An 18,830-nucleotide genomic window follows, 5' to 3' on the forward strand; every position below is an offset into this window, starting at 1 on the left:
CGCATCATGCGTACCGATCTGATCCGCAAGACCGCACTGACCGTCGCCGGTATCGCCGCCACCGCCGGTGGCATCGCCGGCCCCGCCATCGCCGCCCAGGCCACCCCGGCCGAGCGCGCCGTCCAGGTCCAGGCCGACCGGCGCGGGCCCGGCGAGCGCGAGCTGGGCGTGCGCTACGAGGCGCAGCCCAACTTCTACTTCTGCGGCCCGGCCGCGGCCCGCAACGCGCTCAGCGTGCAGGGCAAGAACATCGACGTGGCCGCGATGGCCAAGGAGATGGGCACCACCGAGTCCGGCACCAACTCGATCAACGACATCACCCCGGTGCTGAACAAGGAGACCGGCGCCAAGGACGCCTACCGCTCGGTCGAGATCCGCAGCTCGACGGCGGATGAGAAGCAGACCGAGAAGCTGCGCGCCGACATCGTCAAGACCGTCGACAACGGTCGGGCGGTCGTGGCCAACATCGCCGGCACCGCCACCGACACCGACGGCAACACCCACTCCTTCGAGGGCGGGCACTACATCAGCGTCATCGGCTACCGCGACGACGGCAAGGTCGTGACCATCGCCGACAGCGCCGACCCGAACATGGCCTCCTACCGGATGAGCGTCGACGACCTGGCCGACTGGATCGCCACCCGCGGCTACAGCACCTCCTGACCCGGAGCGACAAAGGGCCCGACCCCCGCGAGGGGTCGGGCCCTTTCGCGTTACCCCGATCAGCCGCCCGAGTCGTCCAGCTCGGCGCCGTCCGGCGGGGTGTCGTCGTCGCGGCTGGCCAGCCAGCCGTCGGGCAGGAAGACCTTGCCCGGGGAGTTGGTGCGGCCCCGCGGCTGGCCGAGCGTCTCGACCGGAAACGGCACGGCCGGATCGAGCTTGCCGAGCAGGTCGTCGAGCTGGGCCAGGCTGTCGATCATGGCGAGCGCGCGACGCAGTTCGCTGCCGATCGGGAAACCCTTCAGGTACCAGGCCACGTGCTTGCGGAAGTCGGTGCAGCCGTCCCGCTCGCCCCGGGCCGGATTGCGGGCCCCGGCCACGAACTGTTCCACCAGCAACTCGGCATGCCGCCGCATGGTCGCCGCCACCTCGCCGAGGGTGGGCAGCCGCCGATCGGTGCGACCGTCGAACGCGGCCTCCAGGTCGGCGAAGAGCCACGGCCGGCCCAGGCAGCCGCGCCCCACCACCACGCCGTCCACCCCGGTGTGGGCGACCATCCGGAGCGCGTCCTCGCCCTCCCAGATGTCGCCGTTGCCGAGCACCGGCACGTCGAGGGCCGCCTTGAGCGTGGCGATGGCATCCCAGTCGGCGGTGCCCGAGTAGCGCTGCGCCGCCGTACGCCCGTGCAGGGCGACCGCCGCGACGCCCGCGTCCTGGGCGGCCAGCCCGGCCTCGACGTACGTCAGGTGGTCGTCGTCGATGCCCTTGCGCATCTTGACCGTGACCGGCACCCCGGCCGGTGACGCGGCGTCCACCGCGGCCCGGACCAGCCGGGCGAAGAGCCGACGCCGCCACGGCAGCGCCGAGCCGCCGCCCCGGCGGGTGACCTTGGGGACCGGGCAGCCGAAGTTCAGGTCGATGTGGTCGGCGAGGTCCCGCTCGACCACGATCCGCACGGCGGCGGCGGTGATCTCCGGGTCGGTGCCGTAGAGCTGGAGGCTGCGGGGGTGCTCCTCGGCGCCGAACGCGATCATGCGCAACGTCTTCGGGTTCCGCTCGACAAGCGCCCGAGTGGTGATCATCTCGCAGACGTAGATGCCGCCGCCCTGCTCGCGGCAGAGTCGCCGGAAGCCGACGTTGGTGATCCCGGCCATCGGCGCGAGCACCACCGGCGGCCACACCTCGTGCGGCCCGATCTTCAGCGCATCCACCGCCCAAGTGTAAGGAGGGGCCCCCTGTCAACGCCTTCTGCATAGGCGGGGCCCCCTGTTGACACGGCGCATATCACAGATCAGGCCGGGTGGCCGGGGGCCCGGCGCTGGTGCGGCGGACGGTCGAGGAGGCGTACGAGTCGCGGCGCGGCCTCGCCGCCACCCTCGACGTACGCGCCGAGCCGCCCTCGTGACGGGTGTGAGAAGGGGCCCCTTCTCGACCGGAGAGGTCAAGAAGGGGCCCCTGCTTACCTGCTCAGCAGCCGGGAAGGCGCTCGATCAGGTAGCGCTCCACCTGGTCCAGGGCGACGCGCTCCTGGGCCATGGTGTCCCGGTTCCGGACGGTCACCGCGTTGTCGTCGAGCGTGTCGAAGTCGACCGTGACGCAGAACGGGGTGCCGATCTCGTCCTGCCGGCGGTAGCGGCGGCCGATGGCCTGCGAGTCGTCGAACTCGACCACCCAGCGCTTGCGCAGGTCGGCGGCGAGCTGCTTGGCCTTGGGCGAGAGCGCCTCGTTGCGGGACAGCGGCAGCACCGCCACCTTGACCGGGGCCAGCCGCGGGTCGAAGCGCATGACGGTGCGCTTGTCCACGCCGCCCTTGGTGTTCGGCGCCTCGTCCTCGTCGTACGCCTCCAGCAGGAACGCCAGCACCGCGCGGGTGAGGCCGGCGGCCGGCTCGATCACGTACGGCATCCAGCGCTCGCCCTTGGCCTGGTCGAAGTACGACAGGTCGACGCCGGAGTGCTTGCTGTGCGTGGACAGGTCGAAGTCGGTGCGGTTGGCGATGCCCTCCAGCTCGGCGAACTCGGTGCCGCCGAACTGGAACTTGTACTCGATGTCGACGGTGCGCTTCGAGTAGTGGGAGAGCTTCTCCTTGGGGTGCTCGTAGAAGCGCAGGTTCTCCTCGGACAGGCCGAGGTCGAGATACCAGTTCCAGCGCTCGGAGAGCCAGTATTCGTGCCACTGCTCGTCGGTGCCCGGCTCGACGAAGAACTCCATCTCCATCTGCTCGAACTCACGCGTACGGAAGATGAAGTTGCCCGGGGTGATCTCGTTGCGGAACGACTTGCCGGTCTGCGCGATGCCGAACGGCGGCTTCTTGCGGGCGACCGTCTCCACGTTCTTGTAGTTGACGAAGATGCCCTGGGCGGTCTCCGGGCGCAGGTAGTGCATGCCCTCGTCGCTCTCCACCGGGCCCAGGTAGGTCTTCATCAGGCCGTTGAACATCTTCGGCTCGGTGAAGGTGCCCTTGTTGCCGCAGTTGGGGCAGTTCAGCTCCGTCAGCGAGGTGAGCGGCTTGCCGTGCTTGGCCTCGTACGCCTCTTCCAGGTGGTCGGCGCGGAACCGCTTGTGGCAGGACTGGCACTCGGTCAGCGGGTCGACGAACTCGGCGATGTGACCGCTGGCCTCCCAGACCTTGCGGGCCAGGATGACCGCGGAGTCGAGGCCGACGACGTCGTCACGCTGCTGGACCATGGTCTTCCACCACTGCCGGCGGACGTTCTCCTTCAGCTCGACGCCGAGCGGACCGTAGTCCCACGCCGACCGGGTGCCCCCGTAGATCTCGCTGGAGGGGAAGACGAAGCCCCGGCGCTTGGCGAGGCTGACGACGGCGTCGATACGGTCGGCTGGCATGTTTCCTCCTACGCCGGCTGGCGGTCGGCGCGGTTGAGATGGATGGTTCGGGCTGTTCGGGACAACGGTACGACCGCCTCGGCCCCGAGCCCAGCAGAATACCGGGGGCCCGGTCAGCTCACCCCGCAGACCTCCATGCCGCCCGTCTGCCGGTCGGGGGCCAGCGTCACGGTCTGCGCCTCCCGCCGGCCGCCGGCCAGCGTGACGTCCACCGGCACGGTCAGCGAGGCGGTGTCGACCTTGCCCACCCGGTAGCCGGAGATCTGTGGCTCGGTGGCCGCCCGCTGGGCGAACTCCGGCCGGGACTCGCGCCGCCGGGCGTCGTCGCAGAGCCGGTCGTACGCCTTTGACCACTCCCGAGCGACCAGTGCCTGGTAGTAGTCGTCGGTGACCGCCCGGCCCTGCTCCCCGACCGCCTGCACGTTGCTCACGGCCAAGCCGACGATCGCCGCGCCGCCCCCGCCGCAGCAGAGCAGCAGGGCCAGCGCGCCGACGCCGAGGCCGAGCCAGAGCCGGGCCCGTCCGCCCTCGGTGGGCGGGGCGGCGAACGGCGGCGCGACTCCGGGACCGGCCGGCGGCGCGGGTACGCCCGGGTCCGCCGGCGGTGCGCCGGGCGGCACGGGTGGCGGGGGTGGTGCGGCCGGTCCGGGAGCGGTCATACGCGCCAGGGTAGTGCCCCGGGACTCAGCGGTAAGGACCTGCGGCACGATCGCTGGCGACGACGACGATCTCGCCCTGCGGTGCGGCGTTGGCGAGCGTCTCGTACGCCGACGGCTCGTCCACCGATCGGGCGAGCAGCGGCACCGCGGTGACCTTTACGTCGAATCCGCCCAGCGCCCGCCGATAGGCCCCGACCGACTCCCACTCGGTGAGCAGGCACCAGTGTGCCGGGTCGTCGAGCGCCCGCAGCAGCTCGCCGCGCAGGTAGCCGGGGCGGGCGGCGAGCGCGGCCAGCGCCGCGTGCGCCTCCCGGGTGAACTCGTCCGCCGTTTCGGCGTCCACCACGAACCGGTTGGTGACCAGCACGGCGTTCCTCCTCGTAGAGTTTGTGGCATGCAGCGTACGCAGAGTCCCGTGCTGTCCCGGTTGGCCCGGCTCAACCCGACGACGGTGTTCCTCGCCGCGCTGGTGCTGGTGCTGGTCGGCCTCTTCGCGCCCGGTCCGGCCGGCGGCGTCCTGTTGCTGGCGCTGGCGGCCGGGTTGGTCTGGTTGATGTCGGTCACCTGGGCGGTGCAGGCGCCGGCGACCCGGGTGATCCGGCTGCTGATGCTCACCCTGCTGATCGCGGTGGCGCTGGCCAAGTTGATGGTCGGCTGAGCCGCTCCGGCGGAGCTGGCCTGCGCTGACATGCAAGCATGCGTTTTTGACAATAGTTTTCGTTGTCGCGGACAGTTGGTCCCATGACCGCCGCCCGCGCCTTGGCCGCCGCCACCGCCGCCCTGCTCGCCCTGGGCGGCGTCGCCGCCTGCTCGGACGGCGGCCGGGGAAGCGACCCGGACAAGGTCGACGTGGTGGCCGCGTTCTACCCGCTCCAGTTCCTCGCCGAGCGGATCGGCGGCGACCGGGTCGCGGTCAGCAACCTCACCAGGCCCGGCGCGGAGCCGCACGACCTGGAGCTCAACCCCCGCCAGGTCGGCCAGGTGGTCGACGCCGAGCTGATCGTCTACCTGACCGGCTTCCAGCCGGCCGTGGACGAGGCGGTCGAGCAGAACGGCGGCGACCGGGCGTTCGACGTGGCCGGGGTGGCCCCGCTGCTCGACGCCGCCGCCGGCGGCCACGAGCACGAGGGCGAGGCCGGGCACGAGGAGGGCAGCGGCGGCAGGGACCCGCACCTCTGGCTCGACCCGACCCGGCTGGCCACCGTCGGCGACCGGCTCGCGGAACGCCTGGGCCGGGCCGACCCGGACCACGCCGCCGACTACACCACCCGCGCCGGCGCGTTGCGCGCCGAGCTGACGAAGCTCGACGCCGAGTACGCCGAGGGCCTGCGCACCTGCCAGCGCCGGGAGATCGTGACCAGCCACACCGCCTTCGGCTACCTGGCCGAGCACTACGAGCTGGAGCAGATCGGCCTCACCGGGCTCACCCCGGAGTCCGAGCCCGCCCCGCAGCGGCTCGCCGAGGTGGCGAAGGAGGCCCGGGAGCACCGGGCCGGCACGATCTTCTTCGAGACGCTGGTCAGCCCGAAGGTCGCCGAGACCATCGCCCGGACGGTCGGGGCGAGGACGGCGGTCCTGGACCCGATCGAGGGCCCACCCGCCCAGGGCGACTACCTCACCGCGATGCGCGCCAACCTCCAGACCCTGCGAACCGCCCTGGACTGCTCATGACCTCACCCGTGCTCGAGATCGCGCACGCCACCGTCGGCTACGACGGCCGGCCGGTGCTGCGCGACGTCTCACTGACGTTGACCGTCGGCGAGGTGGTCGCCGTGCTCGGCGCCAACGGCTCCGGCAAGTCGACGCTGGTCCGCGCCGCGCTCGGGCTGGTGCCGCTCGGCGCCGGGTCGGTCACCCTGTTCGGCACGCCGCAGCGCCGCTTCCGGCAGTGGCACCGCGTCGGGTACGTCCCGCAGCGGCTCGGCGCCGGCGGCGGGGTGCCCGCCACGGTGGGCGAGGTGGTGGCGTCCGGGCGGCTGGCCCGCCGGGGCGTGCTCCGGCCGGCCGGGCGGGCCGACCGGGAGGCGGTGGCGGAGGCGCTGCGCGCGGTCGGGCTCGCCGACCGGGCCGGCGATCCGGTGGCCACCCTCTCCGGCGGCCAGCAGCAGCGCGTCCTGATCGCCCGGGCGCTGGCCGGCGGGCCGGAGCTGCTGGTGCTCGACGAGCCGACCGCCGGGGTGGACGCGGCCAGCCAGGAGGCGTTCGCCGGGGCGCTGCGCGCGTTCCGCGACGGCGGCGGCACGGTGCTGCTGGTCGCCCACGAGTTGGGGCCGCTGCGCCCGCTGATCAGCCGGGCCGTGGTGGTGCACCAGGGCGGGATCGCCCACGACGGCGCGGTGCCCGAGCCGGCCGGCCACCACGCCGACCCGGACCACGAGCACGTGCACCCGCACTGCGACGAGGAGCCCGCCGGGCTCTGGACGGGCATCTGAGATGGACCTCTTCCAGTACGACTTCATGCTCCGCGCGCTGGTCGGCGCGCTTGTCATCGGGCTGGCCGCGCCGGCGCTCGGCATCTACCTGGTGCAGCGCCGGCTGGCGCTGATCGGCGACGGCATCGGCCACGTGGCGCTCACCGGCGTCGGCGCCGGGCTGCTGCTCAACCGCTCCCCGGTGCTGGTGGCGGTGCTCGCCGCGACGCTCGGCGCGGTGGTCATCGAGCTGGTCCGCGCGTACGGGCGCACCTCCGGCGACCTCGCGCTGGCGCTGCTCTTCTACGGCGGGATCGCCGGCGGCGTGATGCTTGTCGGGCTCTCCGACGCCAGCAGCGGGTCGCTCAACGCGTACCTCTTCGGGTCGTTGACCACGACGTCGCCGGGCGATCTGGTCACCATCGGGGTGCTCGGCGCGGTGCTGCTGGTGACCATGCTGGCGCTGCGCCCGGCGCTGTTCGCGGTCTGCCACGACGAGGAGTACGCGCGGGTCTCCGGCCTGCCGGTACGGACGCTGAACCTGCTCATCGCGGTCGGCACCGCGGTGACGGTGACCATCGCCATGCGGGCGGTGGGGGTGCTGCTGATCAGCGCGCTGATGGTGGTGCCGGTGGCCGCCGCCCAGCAGGTGACGCGCGGCTTCCGGTCCACCATGACCGCGGCCATGGCGTTGGGCCTGTTCGCCGCCGGGGCCGGGGTCTGGGTGGCGGCCACCGCGAACACCGCGCCCGGCGCCTCGGTGGTGCTGGTGGCGATCGGCTCGTTCCTGGTGGTGGCGTTGCTGGCGGCCGGCGTGCGGGCGCTACGGCGGGGCCGGTCGGCGCCGGCCACGCCCGCGGTCGAGCCGGCCGAGCACGAGGTGCTGCTCGGATGAGGCCGGCGCAACCGGCAGTGGTTATCGTTACGGGGTGACCGGCACCAACGGGTACGACGCCTTCGAGGGCGCGGGTGAGCTGCTGCGCGCCCTCTCGGCCCCGATCCGGCTCGCCATCGTGAGCGAGCTGGCCGAGGGCGAGCGCTGTGTGCACGAGCTGGTCGAGAAGCTCGGCGCGCCCCAGCCGCTGGTCTCCCAGCACCTGCGGGTGCTGCGCGGGGCCGGCGTGGTGCGCGGCTCGCGGCGCGGCCGGGAGATCGCGTACGCACTTGTCGACGAGCACGTCGCGCACATCGTGGCGGACGCGGTCAGCCACGCCGGGGAGGGACCGTCATGACCACCGGCACCCCACGCACCACCCGGCAACGCAGCGCGGTGAGCGCGCTGCTCGACGAGGTCGAGGGCTTCCACAGCGCCCAGGAGCTGCACGCCATGCTGCGCCTGCGGGGCGACCGGATCGGGCTGACCACGGTCTACCGGACGCTGCAGGTGCTGGCCGACGCCGACGAGATCGACGTGATGCGCCCGCCGGGTGGCGAGCACCTCTACCGCCGGTGCAGCGGGGGTCACCACCACCACCTGGTCTGCCGGGCCTGCGGCCGTACCGTCGAGGTGGCCGGCCCGGCGGTGGAGAAGTGGGCGGACCGGATCTCCGCCGAGCACGGCTTCACCGAGGTCAGCCACACGTTCGAGATCTTCGGCACCTGTCCGGCCTGCGCCGGGCGGTAAATCCGACCGGTGCCGGCGTGGCTCCGCCGTGGCAGGCTGTCCGGCGTGAAGATCTACGCCGACCGTTTTCCGACCGCCCTCCGCCAGCTCCTGACCGATCTGCTCGTGGTCGTCTGGGTGTACGCGGCGATCCGCTTCGCGCTCTGGCTGCACGACCTGGTGGAGAAGCTCGCCGTACCCGGGCAGAAGCTGGAGGGGGCGGGCGGCGGACTGGCCGACAACCTGGCCGACGCCGGCGGCAAGGTGGGCCGGTTGCCGCTGGTCGGCGACGAGCTGACCGCCCCGTTCACCCGGGCCGCCGACGCCGCCCGCGCGATGGCCGAGGCCGGCCGGGACCAGCAGGAGCTGGTCGGCCAACTGGCCCTCGCGCTGACCGTGGCGGTGCTGGTGTTCCCGCTCGGCCTGGTGCTCTTCGGCTGGCTGCCGCTGCGGGTGCGCTGGATGCGCCGGGCCGGCGCGGCGAAGGCGATGGCCGCCGCGCCGGCCGGCCGGGACCTGCTGGCGCTGCGCGCGCTGGCCGGGCAGCCGCTGTCGAAGCTCACCCGGATCGCGCCGGACGTGGCCGAGGCGTGGCGGCGCGGCGACGACGCCACCGTCGACGCGCTCGCCGCGCTGGAGCTGCGCGGACTGGGGCTGCGCACCGGCCGGTAGGGTGTGCCGGTGCTGTACTTCCTGATCGTCGTCGCCGTGCTGCTGCTGGCCTACGCGGGCGTGCTGGTGAGCTTCGTCCGCAAGGGCCGCAGGATCCCGCCGTCGGCGTACCTCGTGCTGGCCGCGCTCAACGGCCTGATCCTCGCCGCGGTGATCGCCTGGGCGGTCGCCCGGAACTGAGCGGGTGTGAGAAGGGGCCCCTGCTCCACCGGAGGCGTCAAGAAGGGGCCCCTCCTTTCAGATCCGGCGGCGGACGTCCTCGGCGGTGGACGGGCCGGGCTCCCAGCGGGCCACCCAGGGCAGGTCCGCGGGCGGGGTGACCACGCCGCTCTCCACCGAGGCGTACCGGCCGGCGACGATCCGCTTCGCGGCGGCCACGTCGACCGAGTCGGTGTTCGACCAGAGGCCGGTGAACAGCTCGTCGACGCGCAGCCGCGCCTGACGGCAGAACAGGTCGGCCAGCTCGACGTTCTCCGGGTGCTCGGGTCGCTCGGCGTAGGCCCGGACGCAGACCGCGGACATCGCGAACAGCTCCGCGCCGATGTCCACCACCCGGCCGAGGAACGCCTGCTTGCGCTCCATCTTCCCCTGCCAGCGGGACATCGCGTAGAAGGTCGAGCGGGCCAGCTTGCGGGAGGTCCGCTCGACGTGTCGCAGGTGCCCGGCCAGCGGCCCGAACTCCTGGTACGCCCCGGGCGTCTGCCCCCTGCCGACGGCGAGCGTGGGCAGCCACTTCGCGTAGAAGGCACCGGCCCGGGCGCCGGCCTTCGCCTTGCGGCCCAGCCCGGCGTCCGGGTCGATGATGTCGCCGGCCACCGACAGGTGCGCGTCGACCGCCTCCCGGGCGATCAGCAGGTGCATGATCTCGGTGGAGCCCTCGAAGATCCGGTTGATCCGCAGGTCGCGCAGGAGCTGCTCGACCGCGGCCGGGCGCTCGCCCCGGGCTTCCAGCGACTCGGCCGTCTCGTAGCCGCGCCCGCCCCGGATCTGGATCAGCTCGTCGGCGATCCGCCAGGCCATCTCGCTGGCGTAGAGCTTGACCAGGGCCGCCTCGATCCGGATGTCGTTGCGGTCGTCGTCGGCGAGCAGGCAGGACAGGTCCAGCATGGACTCCATGCCGTAGGTGGTGGCGGCGATGAACGACAGCTTCTTCGCCACCGCCTCGTGCTCGCCGACCGGCCGGCCCCACTGCACCCGGTCGCCGGCCCACTCCCGGGCCACGTTGAGCGCCCACTTGCCGGCGCCCACGCACATCGCCGGCAGCGACAGCCGGCCGGTGTTCAGCGTGGTCAGCGCGATCTTCAGGCCCTTGCCCTCGCCGCCGATCACGTTCTCCTTCGGCACGAACACGTCGTGGAACCGGGTGAGGCTGTTCTCCAGGCCGCGCAGCCCGACGAAGGCGTTGCGCCGCTCCACGGTGATGCCGTCGCTGTCGCCCTCCACCACGAACGCGGTGATGCCGCCGCGCCGGCCCTCGACGGCCGGCACCCGGGCCATCACCACCAGCAGGGTGGCGACGGTGCCGTTGGTGGCCCAGAGCTTCACCCCGTTGAGCCGGTAGCCGGTGCCGTCCTCGGTCGGCTCGGCGGTGGTCGCGAGTCGGGCCGGGTCGGAGCCGACGTCCGGCTCGGTGAGCAGGAACGCGGAGACCTCACCGGCGGCCAACCGGGGCAGGAAGAGGTCCTTCTGCTCCGGCGTGCCGAACATCTTCAGCGGCTGCGGCACGCCGATCGACTGGTGCGCGGAGAGCAGGGCGCTGATCGCCGGGTTCACCGAACCGGCGAGCATCAGCGCGCGGCAGTAGTGCAGGTTGCTCAGCCCGAGGCCGCCGTACTTCCGGTCGATCTTCATGCCGAAGGCGCCGAGCCGGGCCAGCCCGTGGAACACCTCGTCCGGGATGTGCGCGTCGCGCTCGATCGCCGCGCCGTCCACCTCGCTGCCCAGGTACGCCCCGAACGCGCCGAGGAACTCCTCGGCGCGGGCCACGTCGGCCGGGTCGGATCGGGGCCAGGGGTCGATCAGGTCGAGCCGGAACCGGCCGAGGAAGAGTTCCTTGCCGAAGCTGGGCCGGTCCCAGGCCGACTCGCGGGCCGCCTCGGCGACCTGGCGGGCCTCCTTCTCCGAAACCTGACCGGCCTCGGTGGGCAGCGGCCCCACCCCGTCGGCATTGTTCTGTGTCGTGGTCACGGCTGCCTCCTGGATGGTCGGTCCGGCTGCGATCGACGCGCTCGACGAAGACGACGCTACCCCCGGGTGTTACCCAGGGGTAGCGTCGCGTGCACGCCCGATTTGGCGGACCGTCAGTCGCTGGTGAGCGTCTGCGGGTCGTCGTCATCGTCGTCGATGTCGTCCTCACCCCAGTTGCGGCGGCTGAACGGCAGGACGGCCCAGAACAGCAGGAACCAGATGCCGGTGAGCGCGCTGAGCAGGAACGCGATCGGCCGGTCCAGCACGAAGTCGCTGACCAGCAGGACCGAGCTGACCATCGCGATCAGCATGAAGAACAGGCCCCCGGTGGCCATCCGGTGGGCGAAGCGGACCAGCTCCGGCTTGCGGCCCTGGCGGAACAGCGCCCGGTGGAACGCGACCGGCGAAATGATCATCGCGGCGGACGCCGCGGCGGTCAGCAGCGCCAGAATGTAGACGTCACGCTGGAACTCGGTGGTCCGGGTGAACCCGTTGCTGAACGGCAGCGTCAGCAGGAACGCGAAGAGGATCTGCACGCCGGTCTGCGCCACGCGCAGCTCCTGGAGCAGGTCGGCGAAGTTGCGCTGCCAACGCTGCTTCTCGGATTCCTTGGACACTGGTGAACCTCCGGGGAAGACGGCACGGCCGGCGGGTGAACGCCCGCCGGCAGGAGCGCCTGTGCCCGCTTCGGATGATCACGAAACCGGTTCAGGATCCGCGGCGGATCCGCCCGGCGTACCGCGCCTCCAGCTCGGCGTTGTGCTCGTCGCCGCCGGTGATGTTGGCGGACAGGTAGACCGGTGGCCGCTCCCCCGCCGCGACCAGCCGGGCCACCACCTCGACGGTGATCTGCTGGGCCAGCAACGCGGCGGTGATCGAGGAGACCGCGCCGACCGCGCCGCCGCCGGGCAACGGCAGCGTGGCATCGCCGTACGGGGCGCCGTTGTCCAGCAGCACGTCGGCGAAGTCGGCGAGCTTGCGACCGGACGGGTGCCGCGAGATCATCCCTTCCGCGTGCCGCGCCGAGGTGATCGCCACCAGGGGATGCCCGCGTTCCTTCACCACGGACGCGAACTCCACCATCGCCCCGTTCACGCCCGAGTTGGAGGCGAGCACGAACACGTCCTGCGGCCGGACCGGGGCCAGCTCGTAGAGGCGGTGCGCCACCGCCGGCTCGCGTTCCAGCTTCGGGCCGAGCACGTCGGCCGGCTCGCCGCCGAGCAGGACCAGGTCGCGCAGCGCGATCCGGTTGGTGGGCACCAGCCCGCCGGCCCGGCCGGCGATCTCCATGGCGAGCGCCTCGGAGTGCCCGGTGCCGAACGCGTGCACCACCCCGTCGGCGCGTACCGCCGCGACGATCAGGTCGGCCGCCGCGGCCACGTTCACCCGCTGCTCTGCGGCGACCCGCTCCATCGTCGACGTCACCGTCGCCAGGTACGCCTCGGCACTCACCGTCATGCTTTCTCCGTCCCTGACGTCCGGGCGAGGATCGCCTCGGCCAGCGGGCCGGGGGCCTCGTCGGGGATCCAGTGGCTGACGCCGGGGAGCACCACGAAGCGGTAGTCGCCGGTGACGTGCGCCGCGCACGCCTCGGCGGCGGTCCGGCCGATCGCCACGTCCCGGTCGCTCCAGACGTACGTGGTCGGCGCCGCCACCGGCCCGACCGCCTTCATGTCCGACCCGCTCATCGCGCGGTACCAGTTGAGCGCGGCGGTGAGCGCGCCCGGTGAGCGCATCGGCTCGGCGTAGCGCTCGACCGTGTCCGTGTCGCCGACCCCGCGCAGCAGCCGGCGCAGCGCGGCCCCGCGCAGCGCCAGCAGCACCTTCTCCGCCTTGCCCGGCATCCGGAACAGCGCCATGTAGGCGGACTTCGCCTTCTGCCGCGGGTCGGTGGCGAGCGCGTGCCCCATCGCGGCCGGGTGCGGCACCGACACCGCGGTCAGCGTCCGCACCCGCTCCGGGTGCGCCGCGGCCAGGCCCCAGGCCACGATCGCGCCCCAGTCGTGCCCGACCAGGTGGGCGGCGGTCACCCCGAGCCCGTCCAGCACGGCCGCCGCGTCGGCCACCAGCTCCGGGATCCGGTACGCCTCGACCGCGTCCGGCCGCGCGCCGGGCGAGTAGCCGCGCTGGTCGAGCGCGTACGTGCGCAGCCCGGCGGCGTGCAGCGCGGGCGTCACCGCGTCCCACTCGCCGGCGTGCTGCGGGAAACCGTGCAGCAGCAGGACGGGCTCGCCGTCCTCGGGGCCCCCGGTGCGTACGTCGAACGTCAGGCCCCGCGCCTCGATCCGCATGATCGCCACCGTAGCCGACCTTCGCCCTGCTGGGCCCGGGGCCGCCGTCGGTGCTAGCGTCTGCGACGAGACAACTTCACATCCGACAGGGGAGCGCACAGCGCTGAGAGTGCGGGCCGGTGCCCGCAGACCCTCGAACCTGATCTGGGTAATGCCAGCGCAGGGAGTTCGGTCGACCTCCAGCCGCGCCGCAGTCCGGGCAAACCGGCCGCGGCGTGCGTCTTCTCCTGGTTCCTCACCACGAACTGGGAGTCCGTCATGAACCACACCGACAGCAACCGCTGGCGTACCGTCGACATCGTCGTCGCCTCGGTGATCGCGGTCGCCTTCGGCGTCGTCTTCTGGGCCTGGGGCCTGCTCTGGAGCGCCACCGACGCGGCGTTCGCGTTCTTCCCGCCGGCGCAGGCGGTGCTCTACGGCGTGTGGCTGATCCCGGCGGTGCTCGCCGGCCTGATCATCCGCAAGCCGGGCGCGGCGCTCTACTGCGAGACGGTGGCCGCGATCGTGTCCGCGCTGCTGGGCAGCCAGTGGGCGGGCATCGTGATCCTCCAGGGCCTGATGCAGGGCATCGGCGCCGAGCTGGCGTTCGCCGCGTTCCGCTACCGCTCGTTCCGGCTGCCGGTGGCGGTGCTGGCGGGCGCGCTCACCGGCCTCGGCGCGGCGATCTTCGACTTCGTCTACTGGAACAAGGCCTACGAGCTGACCTCCTACCGCATCCCGTACGCGCTGATCACGATCGTCAGCGCCACCGTCGTCGCCGGCTTCGGCGCGTGGGTGCTGACCCGGGCGCTGGCCAACACCGGCGTCCTGGACCGCTTCCCCGCCGGCCGCGACCGAGCCCTGGTCTGACGGGGATCCCGCCGTTGATCAAGGAGTTCGCGTCGGCGGCGAGCGGTTTTCCTGACGCGAACTCCTTGATCACTGAGGCTGGGGAAGGGGTGGGACCGTGAGCGGCGTGGTGCTGCGGGGGTTCGGGTGGCGGCACGGGGGACGCCGGGCCTGGGCGGTACGCGGCATCGACCTGCGTGTGGAGAGCGGGGAACGGGTGCTGCTGCTGGGCGCGTCGGGGGCGGGCAAGAGCACGCTGCTGGCGGCGCTGGCCGGGCTGCTGCCCGACGACTCCGGCGAGCAGGAGGGCACCGTCGAGATCGACGGGCTGGACCCGCGCAAGGCCCGCGAGCGCGTCGGCGTGGTGTTCCAGGACCCGGAGACCCAGCTGGTGATGGCCCGCTCCGGCGACGACGTCGCGTTCGGGCTGGAGAACCGGGGCGTGCCCGCCGAGGAGATCTGGCCCCGGGTGGACGAGGCGCTGCGCCGGGTCGGCTTCCCCTACCACCGGGACCGCCGGACCGCCGCGCTCAGCGGAGGCGAGCAGCAGCGGCTGGCGCTCGCCGGGGCGCTCGCGCTCCGGCCGGGACTGCTGCTGCTCGACGAACCCACCGCCAACCTCGACCCGGCCGGGGCCACGCTGATCCGCCGGGCGGTCGCGGACGCGCTCGACCCGGACACCACGCTGATCCTCGTCGAGCACCGGGTCACCGAGGCGTTGCCGCTTGTCGACCGGGTGGTGGTGCTGGAGCCCGGTGGCGGGGTGCGGGCCGACGGGCCGCCCGAGGCGGTCTTCGCCGCGCACGGCGCGGCGCTGGCCGCCGCCGGGGTCTGGGTGCCCGGGCACACCGTGCCGCCGCGGCACGCCGCCACGCCGGCCGGCGACGTGCTGCTCACCGCCGACCGGCTCGGCCTGCCGCCCCGGCTGGCCCCCACCGACCTCCGGGTACGCGCCGGCGAGGCGCTCGCCGTGCTCGGCCCGAACGGCGTCGGCAAGTCCACCCTGGCGCTGCTCCTCGGTGGCCTGACGCGCCCCGGCGCGGGTGCGGTCACCGCCTCCGCCGAACTGGCCGGCCGGGACGCGCGCACTCCGCCGCACCGGTGGCGGGCGCCCGCGCTGGCCGGACGGATCGGCTCGGTCTTCCAGGACCCGGAGCACCAGTTCGTCACCGGCACGGTCCGCGACGAGCTGGCGCTCGGGCCGCGCCGGACCGGGAGGTCCGAGGCGGCGGTCACCGCGACCGTCGACGCGCTGCTGGAGCGGCTGCGGCTGGACCGGCTCGCCGGCGCCAACCCGTACACCCTCTCCGGTGGCGAGGCGCGGCGGCTGAGCGTGGCGACCGCCCTGGCCACCGCGCCCCGCCTGCTGATCTGCGACGAGCCCACGTTCGGCCAGGATCGGCGCACCTGGCTGGAGCTGGTCGACCTGCTGGCCGAGCTGCGCGACGCCGGGCACGGCGTGGTCGCGGTGACCCACGACGCGGACTTCGTGGCCGCGCTGGCCGACCGGACGCTCAACCTGGACCGCCCGCCCGCCGACCCGGACGGGGTGGTCCCGTGATCGGCCTGGAACCGGTGGCGACGCCGGGCGCCCCGTTGGCGCGGCGCAACCCGGTGGCGAAGCTGGCCGCCGCACTGGTGTTCACCGTCGTGCTGGTGGCGACGCTGGACCCGGTCGCGCCGGCCATCGCCATCGCGGTCGAGCTGGCCGTGCTGCCGCTGTTCGGCGTCCGCTACCGGGTGCTGGCCCGGCGGGCCTGGCCGCTGCTGGCCGCCGCCGTCGGCATCCTGGTCACGCTGGTGCTCTTCGCCGCCGACCGGTCCGGCCGGGTGTTCGTCGAGGCCGGCCCGGTGGTGGTCACCGAGGGCGTGCTGGTCACGGCGCTCGGGCTGGTGCTGCGCATGCTCGCGGTGGCGCTGCCCGGGATCATCGTCTTCGCCACCACCGATCCGACGGAACTGGCCGACGCGCTGATCCAGAACGCGAAGGCGCCGGCCCGGTTCGCCATCGGCGCGCTGGCCGCGTTCCGGCTGGTGCCGCTCCTCGAACAGGAGTGGCGGATGATCAGCATGGCTCGCCGCGCCCGGGGCGTGGACGCCGGGCGCAATCCGCTGGCCAAGCTGCGGCTCTTCGCGTCGACCGCGTTCACGCTGCTGGTCGGCGCGATCCGGCGCGGCACCCGGCTGGCCGTCGCGATGGATGCCCGGGGCTTCGACGCGGGCACCCCGCGCGCGGTGGCCCGTCCGCAGCGGTTCGTCGTCGCCGACTGGCTGTTGATCACCGGAGCGGCGCTGCTGGCCGGCTCGGCGTTGACGGCCAGCGTGCTGCTCGGCACCTTCCGGCCGCTGATCGGGTGACCACTCGCCCCGTCAGCCCGGCGCCTGCCGAACAGGTCGGGCGTACTGCCCGGCGACGACCAGGACGGCTGCCATTCCCGCCAGCGACGGCAGTGTCCACCACCAGCCGAACGGGCTGCCGTCGTGCACCCCGGAGATCCACGCGGCGCTGATCGCGATCGCCCCGGTCAGCAGGAAACCGGCGAACGGCGGAGCCATCAGCCGCAACGCCAGTAGGCGGCGGTGCCGACGACCGGCGCCGGCAGCGGCGTACATCGCGCGTTGCCGAACCTGGCTGGTCGAGATGACCGCACCGACGCTGAGCCACAGCAGACACACGGCGGCCGCGCCCATGCCCGCCGTCCAGATGCCCACCGCCACCTCGGGAGTCCTCCGCTCGACGAGCTCCGATGTCTGCCCGGTCGCGGCGAGCCGGGTCACCGTGGCACGGAACCGCGCCTGCGCCGCCTCGTCCAACGACCCGAAGTCCAGAAGCGCGACCAGGACGGCGTCGGACGCCCGCAGCCCGTACCGCTCGGCGATGTCGCTGCCCGGGGCGACCACCAGCCCGGGCATGTTCCCGCCCAACGTCTCGTCGCCGGTGGCGACCACGGTCTCGAGGGACCTGACGGCCGAGGTGTCGGCATCGAAGTCGATGAGGCCGACCCGATCCCCCTCGATCAGCCCCGGATCGGCCCGCGCCTCACCGTCGCCGAGGGTGGACGACAGCGCCACGATGTTGACCGGGGACGAGGTGTCCTTCGGCAGGCAGCTCAGGTGGTCCATCGGATCGTTCCCGCCGGAGGAACGCATGCAGCCGACCGCCCTCTCGCCCGAGACCCGGAGCGTGTGGGTGTCCTCCACAGGGAGTTGGTAGGTCGCGGTACGGTTGCCGCCCAGTCTCCGGTACTCGTCGCGGAGCGCCTCGCCGGCCGCGACGGGCACGTTGTAGACGAGGTAGGAACCGGTCGGCTGGACGGCGGGTGACGAGCGGACGCTCGCGATGCCGGCGTGGGTGACGTACGCCGAGTAGTAGGCGGTGCCCAGGACGAGCAGCGAGGTGAGCACGCCCGCCGTCGCGAACGGCGTGGTCAGCGCCAGCACGAGACGTCGCGACGCGGGCGCGGCGCCGGCCGTCGAGACCGGCACCATGGCGAGCGGCACGGCGAGGGCCAGCAGGACGGCGCCCGGCACGGCCGCTTCGACCGGCAGCACGTCCACGAACGGAAGCAGCATGCAGGCGAGACCGAGGGCGACGAGGCCGAGACCCGCGCGGGGCCGGGATCGCCAGGCCGGGCCGTACCGGGGTCGGTATCGCCGGCTCCACGCGGCCACGCCGACGCCCGCTGCGGCCCCGGCCACCACCACGGCGAGGACGGCGCCCAGCGACGACCACGGGACGGCCACGCCGGTCCACTCCTGGTCGACCAGCCCGGCCACCCCGGTCGCCGCCCGGGACAGCCCGACGAGCGCCAGGGCCGCACCCAGGGCGGCGCCGACGACGATCGCCGACACGGCCGTCGCGATCGGCAACAGCCGCGCTCTCGACTCCTTGATTCCGACCGCGGTCAGGGCGGCCACCTCCCGACGGGTGGCACGGGACACCACGACCATCAGGAGGAGTGCCATGACCGCGTCCAGGACGACGACCACCCGGGACACGTGCCGCCCTGTCGAGAGAAGCGCGGGCTGGAATCCGGCGGCCCGGTCCTGAGCGAGGATCGACGTGGTCCGCGCGGCGAGTTCGCCGCGTTGCAACAGCGGTTCGAGCGTCGGATCGGAGAAGGGCCGCCGGTCGGTGAGCCAGAGATCGGCGTCGGCGGCGCGGAGACCGGAGTCCAGCAGGACCACACCGCGGTACGAGCGGTCCTCGGGCCGGTTCGTGATGCCGCTGATCCGGACCTCACCTCGGGGCACGGCCGGCGACAGCGCGATGGTGTCCCCGACGGACACGCCGAGCACCTCGGCCAGGCGGTTCGAGATCGTCGCCTCGTGGTCCCGCGCCGGGAAGGCGCCCGCGGTCAGCACCCCCACGGGCAGGGGATCCCGCAGCATCCGCACCGACGCGGGGCTCTGCCGACCACCCGCGGACACCGATCCCTCGACGTCCCGCACCGGGTGCAGCGCCGGGTCGGCGGCCAGGAGGCCGGCGGCCGGCCTGCAACAGCAGCCCAGGCTGACCCGGGACGTCGAACTACAATCGATGATCGGCGTGGGGGGGGGGGGGCCCGGGCCCCCCCCCCCCCCCCCCCCCCCCCCCCGGGGGGGGGGGGGGGGGGGCGCCCCGCCCGGGCGGGGGGGGGGGCCCCGCCCCCCCCCATCGGCCGGGGGGGGC

At 73.5% G+C, this 18,830-nt stretch carries 21 protein-coding genes and 1 riboswitch; of the genes, 12 read left to right on the forward strand and 9 right to left on the reverse strand.

Features of this window, described 5'->3' with window-relative positions; genetic code table 11:
• Positions 1-6: 6 nt before the first annotated feature.
• Entirely contained in the window at positions 7-663 is a 657-nt protein-coding gene (locus ACGFI2_RS28610) for a C39 family peptidase (protein ID WP_393522714.1), read from the forward strand.
• Positions 664-722: 59 nt separating this feature from the next.
• Here ACGFI2_RS28610 and dusB read toward each other — a convergent pair whose 3' ends face one another.
• From dusB to ACGFI2_RS28630, 4 genes are all read right to left on the reverse strand, one after another.
• Positions 723-1,871, reverse strand: coding sequence for a tRNA dihydrouridine synthase DusB (gene dusB / locus ACGFI2_RS28615; protein WP_393522717.1), 1,149 nt, complete (start codon positions 1,869-1,871; stop codon positions 723-725).
• A gap of 256 nt (positions 1,872-2,127) precedes the next feature.
• Positions 2,128-3,507 (reverse strand): glycine--tRNA ligase, encoded by a 1,380-nt coding sequence (locus tag ACGFI2_RS28620; RefSeq protein ID WP_393522719.1) that lies wholly within the window; start codon positions 3,505-3,507, stop codon positions 2,128-2,130.
• A 113-nt stretch (positions 3,508-3,620) separates the two neighbouring features.
• Positions 3,621-4,166 (reverse strand): hypothetical protein, encoded by a 546-nt coding sequence (locus ACGFI2_RS28625; protein WP_393522722.1) that lies wholly within the window; start codon positions 4,164-4,166, stop codon positions 3,621-3,623.
• A gap of 25 nt (positions 4,167-4,191) precedes the next feature.
• On the reverse strand, positions 4,192-4,533 hold the full coding sequence (locus tag ACGFI2_RS28630; RefSeq protein WP_107155735.1) for an antibiotic biosynthesis monooxygenase: 342 nt from the start codon (positions 4,531-4,533) through the stop codon (positions 4,192-4,194).
• A gap of 27 nt (positions 4,534-4,560) precedes the next feature.
• Here ACGFI2_RS28630 and ACGFI2_RS28635 point away from each other — a divergent pair, with 27 nt between their 5' ends.
• The 8 genes from ACGFI2_RS28635 (at position 4,561) to ACGFI2_RS28670 (ending at position 9,032) form a co-directional block, all read left to right on the forward strand.
• Positions 4,561-4,824 carry a DUF6703 family protein gene (locus ACGFI2_RS28635; RefSeq protein WP_393522724.1) on the forward strand — a complete coding sequence of 88 codons (264 nt, stop codon included), beginning with the start codon at positions 4,561-4,563 and terminating at the stop codon, positions 4,822-4,824.
• 83 nt (positions 4,825-4,907) lie between these two features.
• Positions 4,908-5,837, forward strand: coding sequence for a metal ABC transporter substrate-binding protein (locus tag ACGFI2_RS28640; protein ID WP_393522727.1), 930 nt, complete (start codon positions 4,908-4,910; stop codon positions 5,835-5,837).
• A complete protein-coding gene (locus tag ACGFI2_RS28645) occupies positions 5,834-6,598 on the forward strand; it encodes a metal ABC transporter ATP-binding protein (RefSeq protein ID WP_393522729.1) in 765 nt (254 codons plus the stop codon). Before ACGFI2_RS28640 ends, ACGFI2_RS28645 begins: the two co-directional genes overlap by 4 nt.
• Position 6,599: 1 nt before the next feature.
• Positions 6,600-7,472 carry a metal ABC transporter permease gene (locus tag ACGFI2_RS28650; RefSeq protein WP_393522732.1) on the forward strand — a complete coding sequence of 291 codons (873 nt, stop codon included), beginning with the start codon at positions 6,600-6,602 and terminating at the stop codon, positions 7,470-7,472.
• A 34-nt stretch (positions 7,473-7,506) separates the two neighbouring features.
• Positions 7,507-7,809: an ArsR/SmtB family transcription factor gene (locus ACGFI2_RS28655; protein ID WP_393522735.1), complete on the forward strand. Its 303-nt coding sequence runs from the start codon at positions 7,507-7,509 to the stop codon at positions 7,807-7,809.
• Positions 7,806-8,201 carry a Fur family transcriptional regulator gene (locus ACGFI2_RS28660; protein WP_393522737.1) on the forward strand — a complete coding sequence of 132 codons (396 nt, stop codon included), beginning with the start codon at positions 7,806-7,808 and terminating at the stop codon, positions 8,199-8,201. The genes ACGFI2_RS28655 and ACGFI2_RS28660 overlap by 4 nt, the downstream gene beginning before the upstream one ends.
• A gap of 45 nt (positions 8,202-8,246) precedes the next feature.
• Complete coding sequence (locus ACGFI2_RS28665; RefSeq protein ID WP_393522740.1) at positions 8,247-8,852, forward strand: hypothetical protein; 606 nt, start codon at positions 8,247-8,249, stop codon at positions 8,850-8,852.
• A gap of 9 nt (positions 8,853-8,861) precedes the next feature.
• Positions 8,862-9,032, forward strand: a complete 171-nt coding sequence (locus ACGFI2_RS28670) for a hypothetical protein (RefSeq protein ID WP_393522742.1) — start codon at positions 8,862-8,864, stop codon at positions 9,030-9,032.
• A gap of 57 nt (positions 9,033-9,089) precedes the next feature.
• Here the strand turns inward: ACGFI2_RS28670 and ACGFI2_RS28675 are convergent, their stop codons facing one another.
• The 4 genes from ACGFI2_RS28675 to ACGFI2_RS28690 all read right to left on the reverse strand — a co-directional run bounded on the left by ACGFI2_RS28675 (position 9,090) and on the right by ACGFI2_RS28690 (position 13,330).
• Positions 9,090-11,039, reverse strand: coding sequence for an acyl-CoA dehydrogenase family protein (locus ACGFI2_RS28675; protein WP_393522745.1), 1,950 nt, complete (start codon positions 11,037-11,039; stop codon positions 9,090-9,092).
• Between the two features lie 113 nt (positions 11,040-11,152).
• Complete coding sequence (locus ACGFI2_RS28680) at positions 11,153-11,656, reverse strand: DUF6328 family protein (RefSeq protein WP_393522748.1); 504 nt, start codon at positions 11,654-11,656, stop codon at positions 11,153-11,155.
• 91 nt (positions 11,657-11,747) lie between these two features.
• Positions 11,748-12,497 carry a sugar isomerase domain-containing protein gene (locus tag ACGFI2_RS28685; protein WP_393522751.1) on the reverse strand — a complete coding sequence of 250 codons (750 nt, stop codon included), beginning with the start codon at positions 12,495-12,497 and terminating at the stop codon, positions 11,748-11,750.
• Entirely contained in the window at positions 12,494-13,330 is an 837-nt protein-coding gene (locus ACGFI2_RS28690; protein ID WP_393522754.1) for an alpha/beta fold hydrolase, read from the reverse strand. Before ACGFI2_RS28690 ends, ACGFI2_RS28685 begins: the two co-directional genes overlap by 4 nt.
• Before the next feature lie 77 nt (positions 13,331-13,407).
• Positions 13,408-13,514: riboswitch (TPP riboswitch) on the forward strand.
• A gap of 74 nt (positions 13,515-13,588) precedes the next feature.
• Here ACGFI2_RS28690 and ACGFI2_RS28695 point away from each other — a divergent pair.
• The 3 genes from ACGFI2_RS28695 to ACGFI2_RS28705 all read left to right on the forward strand — a co-directional run bounded on the left by ACGFI2_RS28695 (position 13,589) and on the right by ACGFI2_RS28705 (position 16,516).
• Complete coding sequence (locus tag ACGFI2_RS28695) at positions 13,589-14,179, forward strand: ECF transporter S component (RefSeq protein WP_393522757.1); 591 nt, start codon at positions 13,589-13,591, stop codon at positions 14,177-14,179.
• A 97-nt stretch (positions 14,180-14,276) separates the two neighbouring features.
• Positions 14,277-15,719: an ABC transporter ATP-binding protein gene (locus ACGFI2_RS28700; protein ID WP_393522760.1), complete on the forward strand. Its 1,443-nt coding sequence runs from the start codon at positions 14,277-14,279 to the stop codon at positions 15,717-15,719.
• Positions 15,716-16,516, forward strand: a complete 801-nt coding sequence (locus ACGFI2_RS28705; protein WP_393522763.1) for an energy-coupling factor transporter transmembrane component T family protein — start codon at positions 15,716-15,718, stop codon at positions 16,514-16,516. The genes ACGFI2_RS28700 and ACGFI2_RS28705 overlap by 4 nt, the downstream gene beginning before the upstream one ends.
• 12 nt (positions 16,517-16,528) lie before the next feature.
• On the opposite strand, the gene ACGFI2_RS28710 is transcribed toward ACGFI2_RS28705, so the two are convergent.
• Positions 16,529-18,550 carry a hypothetical protein gene (locus tag ACGFI2_RS28710; protein WP_393522766.1) on the reverse strand — a complete coding sequence of 674 codons (2,022 nt, stop codon included), beginning with the start codon at positions 18,548-18,550 and terminating at the stop codon, positions 16,529-16,531.
• Positions 18,551-18,830 lie beyond the last annotated feature (280 nt).

The organism is Micromonospora sp. NPDC049282, from assembly GCF_043197045.1.
GTDB lineage: Bacteria > Actinomycetota > Actinomycetes > Mycobacteriales > Micromonosporaceae > Micromonospora.

What these genes read in the sequence shown, in the direction of transcription:
- ACGFI2_RS28660 (WP_393522737.1), top strand. Translation starts at nt 7,806, where the DNA reads ATGACCACCGGCACCCCACGCACCACCCGGCAACGCAGCGCGGTGAGC.
- ACGFI2_RS28710 (WP_393522766.1), bottom strand. Translation starts at nt 18,550, where the DNA reads ATGCTGCGGGATCCCCTGCCCGTGGGGGTGCTGACCGCGGGCGCCTTC.
- ACGFI2_RS28625 (WP_393522722.1), bottom strand. Translation starts at nt 4,166, where the DNA reads ATGACCGCTCCCGGACCGGCCGCACCACCCCCGCCACCCGTGCCGCCC.
- ACGFI2_RS28695 (WP_393522757.1), top strand. Translation starts at nt 13,589, where the DNA reads ATGAACCACACCGACAGCAACCGCTGGCGTACCGTCGACATCGTCGTC.
- ACGFI2_RS28620 (WP_393522719.1), bottom strand. Translation starts at nt 3,507, where the DNA reads ATGCCAGCCGACCGTATCGACGCCGTCGTCAGCCTCGCCAAGCGCCGG.
- ACGFI2_RS28645 (WP_393522729.1), top strand. Translation starts at nt 5,834, where the DNA reads ATGACCTCACCCGTGCTCGAGATCGCGCACGCCACCGTCGGCTACGAC.
- ACGFI2_RS28690 (WP_393522754.1), bottom strand. Translation starts at nt 13,330, where the DNA reads ATGCGGATCGAGGCGCGGGGCCTGACGTTCGACGTACGCACCGGGGGC.
- ACGFI2_RS28635 (WP_393522724.1), top strand. Translation starts at nt 4,561, where the DNA reads ATGCAGCGTACGCAGAGTCCCGTGCTGTCCCGGTTGGCCCGGCTCAAC.
- ACGFI2_RS28685 (WP_393522751.1), bottom strand. Translation starts at nt 12,497, where the DNA reads ATGACGGTGAGTGCCGAGGCGTACCTGGCGACGGTGACGTCGACGATG.
- ACGFI2_RS28640 (WP_393522727.1), top strand. Translation starts at nt 4,908, where the DNA reads ATGACCGCCGCCCGCGCCTTGGCCGCCGCCACCGCCGCCCTGCTCGCC.
- ACGFI2_RS28610 (WP_393522714.1), top strand. Translation starts at nt 7, where the DNA reads ATGCGTACCGATCTGATCCGCAAGACCGCACTGACCGTCGCCGGTATC.
- ACGFI2_RS28650 (WP_393522732.1), top strand. Translation starts at nt 6,600, where the DNA reads ATGGACCTCTTCCAGTACGACTTCATGCTCCGCGCGCTGGTCGGCGCG.